This window comes from Exiguobacterium sp. E17S (assembly GCF_057772545.1).
The window spans coordinates 1,626,716-1,640,012 of sequence record NZ_JBYLRU010000001.1; the positions used below are offsets into that span (position 1 = coordinate 1,626,716).

The 13,297-nt window shown below is 48.2% G+C and carries 14 protein-coding genes; 6 read left to right on the top strand and 8 right to left on the bottom strand.

Features of this window, described 5'->3' with window-relative positions:
* From AC3B4V_RS08390 to AC3B4V_RS08405, 4 genes are read right to left on the bottom strand one after another with little or no spacing between them, the layout of a single operon-like run.
* The gene (locus AC3B4V_RS08390; protein WP_029342587.1) at positions 1-801 is read right to left on the bottom strand and encodes an ABC transporter permease; all 801 of its coding nucleotides are present in this window, start codon (positions 799-801) and stop codon (positions 1-3) included.
* Positions 801-1,610 carry an ABC transporter permease gene (locus AC3B4V_RS08395; protein ID WP_029342588.1) on the bottom strand — a complete coding sequence of 270 codons (810 nt, stop codon included), beginning with the start codon at positions 1,608-1,610 and terminating at the stop codon, positions 801-803. Before AC3B4V_RS08395 ends, AC3B4V_RS08390 begins: the two co-directional genes overlap by 1 nt.
* Complete coding sequence (locus tag AC3B4V_RS08400) at positions 1,607-2,701, bottom strand: ABC transporter ATP-binding protein (RefSeq protein ID WP_023469351.1); 1,095 nt, start codon at positions 2,699-2,701, stop codon at positions 1,607-1,609. Before AC3B4V_RS08400 ends, AC3B4V_RS08395 begins: the two co-directional genes overlap by 4 nt.
* Positions 2,702-2,714: 13 nt before the next feature.
* On the bottom strand, positions 2,715-3,260 hold the full coding sequence (locus AC3B4V_RS08405; RefSeq protein ID WP_064299356.1) for a helix-turn-helix domain-containing protein: 546 nt from the start codon (positions 3,258-3,260) through the stop codon (positions 2,715-2,717).
* 187 nt (positions 3,261-3,447) lie between these two features.
* Between AC3B4V_RS08405 and AC3B4V_RS08410 the strand changes: the two genes are divergently transcribed.
* Genes AC3B4V_RS08410 through AC3B4V_RS08420 form a run of 3 tightly spaced genes read left to right on the top strand, consistent with a single transcriptional unit; the run spans position 3,448 to position 5,483 of the window.
* Positions 3,448-4,293: a DegV family protein gene (locus AC3B4V_RS08410; RefSeq protein WP_290721323.1), complete on the top strand. Its 846-nt coding sequence runs from the start codon at positions 3,448-3,450 to the stop codon at positions 4,291-4,293.
* Positions 4,294-4,352: 59 nt separating this feature from the next.
* Entirely contained in the window at positions 4,353-5,084 is a 732-nt protein-coding gene (locus AC3B4V_RS08415) for a hypothetical protein (RefSeq protein ID WP_050678116.1), read from the top strand.
* A 51-nt stretch (positions 5,085-5,135) separates the two neighbouring features.
* A complete protein-coding gene (locus AC3B4V_RS08420) occupies positions 5,136-5,483 on the top strand; it encodes an iron-sulfur cluster biosynthesis family protein (protein WP_050678117.1) in 348 nt (115 codons plus the stop codon).
* A gap of 233 nt (positions 5,484-5,716) precedes the next feature.
* Here the strand turns inward: AC3B4V_RS08420 and AC3B4V_RS08425 are convergent, their stop codons facing one another.
* From AC3B4V_RS08425 to AC3B4V_RS08435, 3 genes are all read right to left on the bottom strand, one after another.
* The gene (locus tag AC3B4V_RS08425; RefSeq protein ID WP_064299354.1) at positions 5,717-7,759 is read right to left on the bottom strand and encodes a bifunctional diguanylate cyclase/phosphodiesterase; all 2,043 of its coding nucleotides are present in this window, start codon (positions 7,757-7,759) and stop codon (positions 5,717-5,719) included.
* Between the two features lie 184 nt (positions 7,760-7,943).
* Positions 7,944-8,681, bottom strand: coding sequence for an anti-sigma factor (locus tag AC3B4V_RS08430; RefSeq protein ID WP_029342595.1), 738 nt, complete (start codon positions 8,679-8,681; stop codon positions 7,944-7,946).
* On the bottom strand, positions 8,662-9,225 hold the full coding sequence (locus tag AC3B4V_RS08435; RefSeq protein WP_488378122.1) for an RNA polymerase sigma factor: 564 nt from the start codon (positions 9,223-9,225) through the stop codon (positions 8,662-8,664). Before AC3B4V_RS08435 ends, AC3B4V_RS08430 begins: the two co-directional genes overlap by 20 nt.
* A 226-nt stretch (positions 9,226-9,451) precedes the next feature.
* On the opposite strand from AC3B4V_RS08435, the gene AC3B4V_RS08440 reads away from it, so the two are divergent.
* From AC3B4V_RS08440 to AC3B4V_RS08450, 3 genes are all read left to right on the top strand, one after another.
* Positions 9,452-9,715 carry a metal-sensitive transcriptional regulator gene (locus AC3B4V_RS08440; RefSeq protein WP_023469359.1) on the top strand — a complete coding sequence of 88 codons (264 nt, stop codon included), beginning with the start codon at positions 9,452-9,454 and terminating at the stop codon, positions 9,713-9,715.
* Between the two features lie 167 nt (positions 9,716-9,882).
* Positions 9,883-10,689 (top strand): SMP-30/gluconolactonase/LRE family protein, encoded by an 807-nt coding sequence (locus AC3B4V_RS08445; RefSeq protein WP_488378123.1) that lies wholly within the window; start codon positions 9,883-9,885, stop codon positions 10,687-10,689.
* 126 nt (positions 10,690-10,815) lie between these two features.
* Complete coding sequence (locus tag AC3B4V_RS08450; RefSeq protein WP_488378124.1) at positions 10,816-11,544, top strand: MBL fold metallo-hydrolase; 729 nt, start codon at positions 10,816-10,818, stop codon at positions 11,542-11,544.
* 72 nt (positions 11,545-11,616) lie between these two features.
* On the opposite strand, the gene AC3B4V_RS08455 is transcribed toward AC3B4V_RS08450, so the two are convergent.
* On the bottom strand, positions 11,617-13,227 hold the full coding sequence (locus AC3B4V_RS08455; protein ID WP_406747246.1) for a glycoside hydrolase family 13 protein: 1,611 nt from the start codon (positions 13,225-13,227) through the stop codon (positions 11,617-11,619).
* Positions 13,228-13,297 lie beyond the last annotated feature (70 nt).

The following is a 13,297-nucleotide window of genomic DNA, read 5'->3' on the forward strand; positions in this document are numbered from 1 at the left end:
TCATTTCACCTCCGGTCGCGAAAGCTTCGTAGCAGCACGTTGGTTCAAGAAGTAGTAGCCGATGACGAGCAGGAACGTAAACAAGAAGATGACAGTCGACAGGGCGTTGATCTTCATCGAAATCCCTTGACGGGCGAGTGAGTAGATCTCAACGGACAACGTTGTGAAGCCATTTCCTGTCACGAAGAACGTCACCGCAAAATCATCCAATGAGTACGTCAATGCCGTGAAGAATCCAGCAAAGATACCTGGTGTAATGTACGGTAAGATAACTTTCGTCAAAACATCCCAACGACTTGCGCCTAAGTCACGTGCTGCATCAACGAGCGTCGGACTCATCTCCTGCAACTTCGGTAAGACGAGAATGACGACGATCGGTACCGAAAATGCGATGTGGGACAGTAAGACCGACGTAAAGCCGAGCTGGATGCCAAGTAGCGTGAAGAAAATCAAGAACGATGCCCCGATGATGACATCCGGACTGACGATCAAGATGCTATTTAGCGTTAACAACGACGTCTCGACACGTTTCTTACGGACGGCTTGAATCCCGATCGCTCCGAATACGCCAAGGATCGTCGAGATCGCAGCTGACAACAAGGCAATGACGAGTGTGTTCAAGACGATGATTAACAAGCGTGAATCTTGGAAGACTTCCTTGTACCAATCCCACGTGAACGAATCGAAGTTCGTCATATTGTCAGCGCTGTTGAACGAATAGAATGCCAAGTAGAATATCGGAGCATACAAAATGATGAAGACTCCGATTAGATAAAGATTTGCTAGTTTCAGACGTTTCATCAAGTCGTCGCTCCTTTCTTCCGTTTCGTACTCGTCAAGGCAAGGATGATCGCCATCGCGATGATGAGGAAGACAGCGATCGTTGCTCCCATACCCCAGTTCTGTGTCACGAGGAACTGCTGTTCAATCGCTGTACCGAGCGTGATGACGCGGTTTCCGGCAATCAGACGCGTAATCATGAACAGCGATAATGCCGGAATGAAGACGAGCTGACAGCCTGACTTCACACCATCAAGCGTCAACGGGAAGACGACACGCCGGAACGTCGTGAAGTTCGACGCCCCAAGATCACGTGCAGCGAAGACGAGTGACGGGCTCAGTTTTTCAATCGCGTTGAAGATCGGCAAGATCATGAACGGAATGAAGATGTACACCGAGACGAAGACAAAACTGAAATCGGTAAAGAGAATCTGTTGTCGTCCAATCCCAATCGCTTCAAGCGTTTGGTTCGCAAGACCATACGTACTGAACAACCCGATGAAAGCATAAGCTTTCAACAATAAGTTGATCCATGTCGGTAAGATGATCAAAAGTAGCCACAGCTGTTTATGCTTCGTTTTCGTCAACAAATAAGCGGTCGGATAACCGATCAAGAGCGAAAACACCGTAATCAAAAACGCATACCAGAACGAGCTGAGTGTCATCGTCAAATACGTCGACGTAAAGAAGTTCTGGTAGTTCTCAAATGAGAAGTTACCGTCCAAATCAAGGAATGAATAGTAGACGACGAGTACGATCGGTGCGATGACGAACAAGGCAATCCAGAATAGATACGGGATGAGATACCAGTTACGTGATTTTTGCATCATAACACCCCGTCGTAGGATTCCAGACGCTTATCGAATTCTTCTTCCGTCTCGTTCAGTCGCATGACGTGAATCGCTTCCGGATCAAATGTCAGTCCGATCTGCTCACCAACCGTCGCCTTTTTCGTACTGTGGACGAGCCATTCGTTACCGACTTCATCCATACAAGCGATCTCGTAGTGCACGCCACGGAAGAGTTGCGAATCGACGGTGACTTGTAGTTTCCCCTGTGTCACGTTCGTGATTTCAAGATCTTCCGGACGGATGACGATCTCGACCGGTTCGTTCAATTCAAGACCACGGTCGACACATTCGAATTCCTTTTCTGCGAACCAGACTCGGTAGTCTTCCACCATGCGCCCTGGAATGATGTTCGACTCACCGATGAAGTCAGCGACGAAGCGGTTGATCGGTTCATCATAGATATCCGTCGGTGTGCCCGATTGTTGAATGACACCGTGATTGAGGACGAAGATTTCATCTGACATCGCCAGTGCTTCTTCTTGGTCGTGCGTGACGAAGATGAACGTGATGCCAAGACGACGTTGCAAGTCGCGGAGCTCATACTGCATCTCTGTCCGTAATTTCAAGTCGAGCGCTGATAATGGCTCATCGAGCAAGATGACTTCCGGCTCATTGACGATTGCCCGGGCAATCGCGACACGTTGCCGTTGTCCACCTGACATCTCGGTGATTTCTCGTTTCTCATAACCGGACAAGTTGACGAACTTCAACGCATCCGTCACACGTTTTGCGATTTCTGCTTCTTTCACCTTCTTGATGCGAAGACCGAAGGCGATATTTTCGAAAACGTTCAAGTGCGGGAAGAGTGCATAGTCTTGGAAAACAGTATTGACTTGACGTTTGTTCGCCGGTACATCGTTGATCCGTTTTCCGTTGAAGATGATGTCCCCTTCTGTCGCTTCCGAAAAGCCGGCAATCAGTCGTAAGATCGTCGTTTTCCCACAACCCGATGGTCCGAGTAACGTATAGAACTTTCCGCGTTCGATTTCAAAGCTGACTTGGTCGAGGACGGTCTGATCGTCGTATCGTTTCGTGACGTCCTTGAATTGAATAATCGTAGTATCTGCCAATCTAGTTCCTCCTTTATAAGTATGAGTCAGTCGCGGTCACGAGGACCTTCGTCTCTTGTGTTGACTCATTGCGTAGTTGATGGATTTCTGAAGCCTTATAGTAAAGTGTCTCTCCTTGTTTCGCTACAAAAGACTGACGTCCGAGCGTCAATGTGACGTTTCCTGCGAGCACATAGACGAACGTCTCGGCACCCGATGGCTCATACGTCTTGAATGCTCCCCCTGGCGCGAGTGTCAATAGGACTGGTTCCATCTCTTTCTCGTTCGATTCCGGAATGAGCCATGTGACATGATATCCCTGTTCCTCATCGGCATACGTCGTGACATCCTCTTCACCGTAGATGACTTTTTGATTGAGTGTATCCTCATCAAAGAAATCCTTCGGTGAGATGCCGAGGACTTCGAGGAGATGAAACAGCGTCTCGATCGACGGTGAACTGAGTTCCCGTTCGAGTTGCGAGATGTACCCTTTACTCAGGTCTGTTCTTTCCCCTAGTTCCTCTTGCGTCAATCCCTTTTGAAGACGGAGGTTCTTGATTTTTTGACCGATTGAGTACAATCGACGTCCTCCTCTCAGCGGCTTAGTTTAGTATAAGATGACTAAAAGTTTACTAATCACGTACCGATTATAGCGTATTTCATTATTTAATCAACTAAAACGTTCAATATTTTTTAATGTTCATTTGACAGCGAGAACGCTTACACCTACAATTGATATCAGGTACTAATTTAAGGAGGAACTTGTTATGCGGATCGCTTGGGTCACTGATAGTACAACGATTTTACCGGATACGATCGCTCAGCGCGATGATCTTTCGGTCGTCCCTTTACTTGTCATGAAGGATGGAGAAAGTTTCGTCGATGGTGTCGACGTTGATGCAGAGACCGTCTATAGCTGGATTGACTCAAAACACAAGGTAACGACGAGCCAACCTTCGATCGGGAGTTTCACTGAGCACTATGAACGGTTGAAAGAGGATTACGACGTCGGCTTCGCTGTTCACCTATCGAGTGAACTGAGCGGAACGTACAACGCTTCCGTTCAAGGGGCAGAGATTGCTGGCTTTCGTCTGATTGCGATTGATTCCCGTTGCGGTATCTACCCAGCTGGTCAACTTCTAGCAGAAGCGATCGAACTCGTCGAAGCCGGGCACTCGATCGAATCCGTCGAACAGATCATTCTCGAGCGTCGTTTCGACCATCACATTGAATTCACGGTCGCGAACCTCGATCAATTACAAGCGGGCGGACGCATCTCTTCGACGAAGGCATTCGTCGGTAACTTGTTGCAACTTCGCCCGTTGTTCCACTTCGAAGAAGGAAAAATCGTGCCTTACCAAACCGTCCGGACGTTTAAAAAAGCGCATTCAAAGATTTTTGATCATCTTGTCGCAATCATTGAACGGGGGCAGGTCACGGATATTTCACTATTCCACGCGACAGCTTATGAACTGGCACTCGAGTGGAAACAACGACTCGAATCGCAATACGATGTGCGTGTCCGCATCGATGACTTAACGCCGGTTCTCGGTTCGCATACAGGGAATCCAGCAATCGGTATGTCCTTTTTGAACCCGACACGCCGACCGTGATGACTAATGAAAATGATTTTTGGGTAAACCTTCTTTAGAGAATAAAGGAGGTTTTTTGTTTGAAAACTAATAAATGGATTTGGCTCAACTGGGTCGGCTTCATCTTCACGATTGCCGTGAACGCCCTTGATGGTGGAAAGACAGGACGAATTTCCGATTCGATCATCACATTGTTCAAACCGGCTGGGTATGCGTTTTCGATTTGGGGATTGATTTATACAATTTTACTCATCTGGTTGATTTTGCAATCGATTCCGAAATTCAAGGAACACGAACTGGCGAAGAAAATCGGACCGTGGTTCTTGATCAGCTGTCTGTTCAACGCTGGCTGGATCGTCTCCTTCACGTTTGAACTGTTCGTCGTCTCGGTCGTCGTCATCGTCGGTCTTTTGCTGTCATTGATCGTCATCTACTCAAAAATTGATCGTGAGACGAAAGGATTACGCTTCAAGCTACCGTTCTCGCTTTATCTCGGCTGGGTATCGGTCGCGACGATCGCTGACATCTTCCTGACGATCAACGCAGAAGGTGTGACATCTTGGCTTGGAATTGGAGATGCAGGCTGGACGATGATCATGCTCGTCGTCGGAGTCGTCGTCGCTCTTCTCTTCATGTTTGCGAACCGTGATCCGATTTATCCGCTCGTCTTCGTCTGGGCGTATATCGCGATCAATTTCGAGTCCGATAACGGTCTCGTCGATACGACGGTTCTCGGTAGCGTCGTCTTATTGTTAGCCGGTTATATCTTCCTTCTCGTCCGGATGCGCCGCCAAGTCAGCGTGAGCAAGTGACGTTCCTTTCTTGTTCAAACGGCGTATACTAAAGGAAAGGAGTGAATGACCATGAATATCACATTTACACCGTCTGCTCAGGAGCGGATCCGCCAATTACGTGGTGAAGTATCCGGTCAACTGCACCTCTATTACGATACAGAGGGTTGTGGTTGCGGAAACTCTGGTATTTTCAGTATTCGCATCGTCGATGAAGCGACACCGGAAGACATGACGATTGATTCGAACGTCGGTCCCGTTCTCGTCAAGCGGTGGTCGAGTCATTTCCTCGATCAAGAAATGACACTCGATTACAACGCGGAGAAAAAAGCGCTCATCCTAAAAAGTGATGGACAATACTTCAATACGAATGTGCTCGTGACGGATCAAACAGGTTGCGTCCTGACGGTTCGTTCATAAGTACAAATGAAAAAGGGCAACTTCCGTCGTGGAAGTTGCCTTTGTTTGTGTTCGAACAGACAGGTGCTGCGTTGAAAGCTGGATTGCCTGAGTATAGTCGAATGTACTGGATGTCTGTCTGCATCGTGCACGAGCTGGTGAAAACCTCCAGCGCTTTGCGTCCCCCCAGACGTCGCATGCATCATCCTCGCATGCTTATCTAGTATACGAACGGAAGTCACGTTTGGATTGCCTTATCCGACATTTAGAACCGTTTCTTCGATCGTCCGCTGGTTTAGATCCTTCACGTGCATCGGCTTACTGTAATAGTAACCTTGACCATAATCGCAACCGAGACGCTTTAAGAAAAGATGCTGTTCGAGTGTCTCGACACCTTCCGCGACGACTTCGATTCCAAGACTCTTCGCAAGCTGAATGATCATTTCTGTGATCGCTGTTCCCCGTTCGTCATGTGGGACTTCATCGATGAACGACTTGTCGATCTTCAGGATATCAATCGGGAGATGCTTTAAGTGTGTCAGTGAAGATAGACCCGTTCCGAAGTCATCGAGTGCAATCGTCAGACTGAGTTGCTTCAGTTCACCGAGCATCATCATCGCTCGGTCGAGATTCTCCATGACGGATGTTTCTGTGATTTCGAGCTGTAGTTGTAACTCGCTTCCACTCTTTAAGGAATGGTGAACGATCTCTTTAATCATCACGTTATGTGACTCGGACCGGAAGTGCATCGCGGATAAGTTGACAGAGACTTGACGAATGAAATAATCTTCCTTCTTCCAAATCTCCATCTGTGCGACGGTCTCCTTCAACACCCACTCGGTCAAACGGTGAATTAAACTGTATTTTTCAGCAAGCGGGATGAACTCCGCCGGTGAGATGAAACCAAACTTCGGATGATTCCAGCGAATCAAGACTTCCGCCTGATCGACCTTTCCTGTAGCGAGTGCGATCTTCGGTTGGTAGACGAGAGCGAACTCCTTGAAATCCGTCATCGCTCGGCGTAAGGAACCGACGATCAATTGCTCCCTGCGATCGGAGTGTAGCGCATCATCGTACACGATGAATCGATCACGTCCCTCGTTCTTACCAGCACGTAGCGCACTTTCCATCTGACCGATTCGCATTTCAAGCGATTCCTTTGTGTTCGGTAAAATGACGCCCATCGTTGCCGTCAAATGAACCGGCTGATCCTCGAGCGCAATCGGTTGACGCACGTCCTCTAAAATCTGTTCGAAGACCTCTGTCATGTCTTCTTGTGAAACACGTTTGATGAGGAAGAACTGGGTGCCGTTATAGCGAATGCACGCTTCATCTTCCTTCAACGTCCCTAGCATCCGTTCTGCGAACTGCCGGATGACCGCATCGCCCTTATCAAAACCGAATGTGTCATTGACCCACTTGTATCCATCAAGATCAAGTAAAGCCATCGCCATCTCTTGTTTCGCTCGACCGTAATGGGCATCGACCTTCGTCATGTGATGGTCAAGCCATCTCCGATTATGCAGTCCGGTCAAATGGTCCGTATACGCCATCATTTGTAGAGCACGTCGTTCCAAGTGAATATAGAGCCCAGCAATCAAGATGACAATCAAGAAGACGGGGATCGCGACTTCGTTTAAGATATTCGACGTGATTGGAGCGTCGCCGATGATCTCGGCATTAGAAGCTGGGATACAAAACGATGTACCAAGCATTCCGACATAATGCATCGAAGAGATGGCAAACCCCATCACGACCGCGATGGGAATCAAGATCCGTTTCTGATCGACATGTCTTAAGCGATGGAGCAGTAGCAAAGCGATATACGCGACGGTAACGGCAATCAGAACCGATAAGAGGAATAATCCTGTCTCATACCGAACGGTTCCACCGAACTGCATCGCCATCATTCCGAGATAATGCATCGTGGCGATTCCGCCCCCCATCAGTGCCCCCGCTAAAATCACCTTATTTCTCGTAATCGTCGACGAGTACAAGAGATGGAAGGCAATGAAAGCAGCTAAAATGGCAGGAATGACGGATAAGAACATTAAAAACCAATCATAGCGAACCGTAACCGACAGGGCGAATGCCCCCATCCCGACGAAATGCATTCCCCAGATTGATAATCCCATCGTCAATGATGAGAGGAACAAGGCACGCTTTTTCAAGGAAGTCGCCTTCGCTAGACGCCGATTTAACTCTAGTGAACCATATGATCCGATGATGGCAACGAGCACTGACACTACGACGAGTGTCACTTCATAATGTTTCGTTAAGATGATCCATTCATTCATTGTATGAGGCCTCTCCTTAATAGACTGTCATTCTCCTAACTATCGTCTGCTCGGTCTCATTTCTTCAGTAAAAATTAGAAATTCATTCGATTTCTTATCATTTCAACGCGCTTTTGCTTATTCCATTCAGCACCTTGCACAAAAAAAGCGAATCCGTAAGATACGTATTCGCTAGAGCTATCGATTATAATGCGACCGATGCGACGATTTCGCCCGTCGGTTTTTCTAAATCCGGTTCTGGTTCGACCGTGATGGCGACCGCGTCCACCTTGCCGTCTCCTTTAAGTGGGAAGACAGCTGCTGCCTCTCCATCTTTTTCGATGACACCGTTCGCAGTAGGTGTTTCGCCTTCGATCGTCCATAACTGATAAAGTTGCCCTTCTTGAAGGGGTGGTAAATCCTTCAACTGGACCAGCATGTACGATTTATCGTTTTGCGTGAAAATCATGCTTGATCCTTTGATGGACTCTGTGCTTTCGAAGTTCCCCATCCCTTTGATCTCATCCATGGCTAACGTCTCGGGTGTATCCGTGCTTTCTTCCTGTGAGAGGAAGTAGGCGTTCGCACCAAGTGAGAGAATCAAGGCAGCGGCGATACTCATCAACCAGCCGAGTGGGACACTTTTTTTCTTCGTTTGTTGCTGACGTGCTTGTTTAATGTCTACCGGAGTAGTCATCGGTGCTTCCTTCGGAGATGCTGTCTCTGCTGAACCAAGGACTTCTCCAAGAATCCGTGCTTTCATACCTGCAGGAACGGGTCGCTCCGGAAGCGATTCAGCGATGGGAAGCATGAGTTCTTCCATTTCTAAAAGCGCTTCACGACATTCTTCGCACGTCGCAAGATGCGCTTCGAACGCGTCGCGATCTGCTGCGGATAATGTTCCATTGAAATAATCGATTAAGTCATGACAACGTTCTTCCATCTCGTTCCCTCCCATCCATTCGTTTTCGTAATGCTTGAATCGCGCTCCTGATTCGCGTCTTGACCGTTCCAAGAGGTAAATCGAGTCGCTCTGAAATCTGTTGCTGCGTCATACCCTGGAAGTAAACGAGTTCAATCAGCTCTTGCTGCTCTTGCTTCAGTTCACTAACCGCCCCGCGCACTTCAGCAGCTGTTTCCCGCTGCATGACCGTCCGCTCGACCGGCTCGTCGTATCCACCATCTCGTTCTTCGACCTCGATTGTCGGCTGTCGTTTTTCACGACGGAGACAATCAAGTGCCGCGTTACGTGTAATCGTTAAAATCCACGATGAAAACTTTCCTTTTTGTGTATCAAAATCAACACGACCATTCCAAATCTTCATCCACACTTCTTGTATGACTTCTTCGGACAACCGGTCATTATTCGTAAAGCGATGGGCGAATGAAAACAATAACCGCTCGTATTTATCGTACAATGTCTCGAGGGCTTGCTCATCACCGCTACGCATCAGATGATAAAGCGATTCATCGGATTGAGTGTGCATCCTTCTCCTCCTTCTGACGTCAGCCTTATCATATAGTATACGCAAGCTGACACCAAATCGTTTTCGATTTTATCAAATTTCTAAGTAAAAAACTTCACCACATCCATATTCCCTCATTCTATCAAAAATATAGCTTAAAATTCTGTTGAATTGACAGCGATACCGTAATGGGCATAGCATAAAGATACTACATGACGTCAGGTCAACGGGAATCGGAGGAATAAAAATGGATTATGATCGGAAGATGAAGAACCGTGTTAGTCGGATCGAAGGACAGCTACGAGGCATTTTACGGATGATGGAAGAAGGGCAAGATTGCCGCGATGTCATCACCCAGCTTTCCGCTGCCCGTTCCGCGATTGACCGGACGATCGGCGTCGTCGTCAGTTCGAATCTAATTGAGTGCGTCAAGGACGCCGAACAAAATGGCGATGGACAAACCGAGGAACTCGTCAAGGAAGCGGTCAACTTGCTCGTTAAGAGCCGCTGATATAACGCTCGTAGGATAGTCTGCTTTGATAGCAGGCTATTTTTTTAGACGTTTATTTAGTATACCAGCCGTTTGATCCAGGTTTGATTGCGCGTCAAAACAGGTATACTAAATTGTTATTATCTGGACTGCTCGTAAAAGGTGTCCACTTAGGAGGAAGAGTACTTATGACCGTTTCCCTATTCATTGATGTCGCATGTAAGACAGGCGAATCTCCTGTTTACGACGCAAAAACAAAGCGCTTTTATTTCGTTGATATTCCGAATCAACTTCTTTTTTCATATGACCTCGTCACAGAAGCGCTCAAACCGTATACGTTACCAAGCGCCATCACATCGATTGCCTTGACCGATGCACCGGATTTATTACGTGTCACGGCTGAACACGGATTCGGAACGTTTGATCTCAAAGAAGGACACTTGTCTCTTGAGCATCAACTGTCGTTACCCGATTCCGACCGAATGAACGACGGAAAGCTTGATCCGACCGGACAATATGTTGCCGGTAGCATTAATGAAGAAGACGGCAAGACCGCTGGATTGTTCCGTCTGCGTCACGATGGTTCCATCGATGTCTTGCACGAAGACTTAACGAACTCGAATGGACTCGTCTGGTCAGAAGATGGCAAGACGCTCTATCACATCGATACACCGACGAAAAAAGTCTATGCCTTTGACTACGCTCCAGACGCACCACTTTCGAATAAGCGTGTCGCCGTTGACCTTGAAGAGGAAGAAGGGTTCCCGGACGGTATGACGAAGGACGCGGAAGGTCACGCTTGGATCGCACATTATGCTGGATCATGCATCACCCGGTGGAATCTTGCGACAGGCGAAAAATTAGATCATGTCGACTTCCCAGTCGCAAATCCGACGTGTCCGATTTTCTATGAAGATCGATTGCTCGTCACGACCGCTGCTAATGGAGATGATGCACCACACGCTGGTGCCGTCTTCGCCGTAACATTTGAATGATGCGTAGAGGAGGGATCATCTTTTTAGAGGTGATGCCTCTTTTTCCACACAATTCGTCTAGACGCATCTAAAAAAACAGACGATACTAAAGAAGAAGACTATTCATTTTTTGAAGGAGTGAAGCCGATGCGTGTCACGACAATCGAACGTTTACACCAATTGCAGACGACCCCATCCTTTTTCCCGGTCAACTGCTACCTGTTTGAAGAAGCAGACAGTTTAACATTGATTGATGCCGGACTCGGAATCAACGCAAAGGCGCTCTATCACTATATTCGACAGCAAGAGAAACCACTCGGTGCAATCATCCTCACTCATGCGCACGCCGATCATGTCGGCTCACTTGATTTCCTGGCGAACGCCTTCCCACTCGCTGAAGTCTGTATCAGTTACCGAGATGCTGCATTGCTCAGCGGGGATGAGACGCTACGAGAAGGCGAAACGACACCCTTAAAAGGGGGCATTCCGAAAAACATCAAAACGCGACCGGATCGATTACTCGAGAGTGGTCAACAAGTCGGTAGTCTCAGCGTCATTGCTTCACCCGGTCATACACCCGGTTCCATCTCGCTTTGGCATGAAGGAAGCCGGACGTTGATCGCTGGGGATGCTTTTCAGACGCAAGGTGGACTTGCCGTCTCCGGTGATGTCCGTTGGCAATTCCCGTTCCCCGCACTCGCGACATGGGATCCGAACGTTGCCCTTCGCTCAGCTGATCAACTGACGGAACTGTCTCCAGATATTCTTGCCGTCGGACACGGTCCCCTCATTCTCGGACCGAGTTACGAGATGCGACAAGCTGTCGATCGATTCACTCAGGTCTTGCAGACGAAAAAATCATCACCTTTCAAATAATATACGCATATGAAAAACATCCGCGAACGTGTTCCTGACATGTCGCAGATGTTTTTTCGTTCAACAGACAACTCACGTCTGTTCTGTAACAGCATAACGATAGACTCGTGCTTCATAGGGACGCAAGATATCCGGGCTATCCGGATAGTTTGATACGAGCAATTTTTCATGCGGTAAGACGAGGGCGGTCTGCATCGGTTCATCATGCACGTTGAGGACGATCCGCCAGACCTCTCCCTCTAATTCCCGCTCATAGATATAGAGATACGGATCATGAAGCGCTAAGTCTCGGTACGTACCGTAGACCATAATCGGATGATTCTTTCGCATCTGAATCAACGATCGGTAAAAAGCAAGCACGGACGATGGATCGGCTTCTGCCTGCGCGACATTGATGTCTGTATAATTCGGATTGACCGCTAACCATGGTTTCCCACTCGTAAAGCCGGCTGCATGCGTGTCATCCCACTGCATCGGCGTGCGGGAGTTATCGCGGGCGAGTAACTGCATCGATGAGAGTACGACCTCCGGGTCCTCTCCACCAGCAACGCGTTCTTCGTATCGATTGCGAAAGGCGACGTCTTGATAGAGCGATGGATCTGAGAAACGAATCCCCGTCATGCCGATTTCTTCTCCTTGGTACACGTACGGAATGCCGGGTAACGTATGCAACATCAAACCGAGTAATTTCGCACTCTCGACCCGGTACCGTTCACTGCCGAAGCGGGTCACTTGTCGCGTATGATCATGGTTGTTGAGGAACTGTGAATTGACACCTAGTGGGTATAAGACGTCGTACCAGCGTTTCTGAATTTCCTTGAATCGTAAAAGATCCATCGCCTCCATGTCGTCCGCGATTTCGAAGTGAAACAGCGTCCGAAGTTCTTCTCGTTCTTCACTGACATATAACAGACCGTCTTCCGGACCAACGAACGGAATCTCACCGACTGTGAATAAATCTTTTCCCGCAAGGACGTTCGCATGCATCTCCTGCAGGAAGTCATGCACGCCTGGCTGATTTCCAAGGTACGATAGATCAAATGGATTGGCGACATCCTCAAACGACCGTTTTTTGATCAAGTTGATGACATCCATCCGGAAGCCGTCGATCCCTTGAGCGATCCACCAGTTCATCATATCGTAGATCGCTTGCCGGACAGCTGGATGTTCCCAGTTTAAGTCTGGCTGTTCTTTGGCGAAGGAATGAAAATAATACTGCCCACGCTCTTCATTCCACGTCCACGGGCTTGGCGCAAAGTACGAGCGCCAGTTGTTTGGAGGCGTCTCTTTCGTGCCATCCTGCCAGATATACCAGTCTTCCTTATCGTTGATCCGCTCTCGCGACTGACGGAACCAGTCATGCTGGTCACTCGTGTGATTGACGACTAAATCGAGAATGACCTTCAATCCACGGGCATGAGCGGCCGTGATCAACTCCTGTAGATCTCCCATTGTTCCCGCTTTTTCCATGATCTCGTAATAATCGGCAATATCATAACCGTTATCGACATCCGGTGAACGATAACACGGATTCAACCACACGACATCGACACCAAGTGAAGCGATGTAATCAAGCTTGTCGATGACACCTCGCAAATCACCAATCCCATCCCCGTTCGAATCTTTAAAGCTACGCCAGTAGACTTGATAGACGACTGCCTCTTTCCAGTTAGCTCGCTTCATCTCCTCACTCCTCTCCCTACTCTTTATTCCCGCTCCACTTATCTGTACCTGTTTATCCGACAATTTTTTT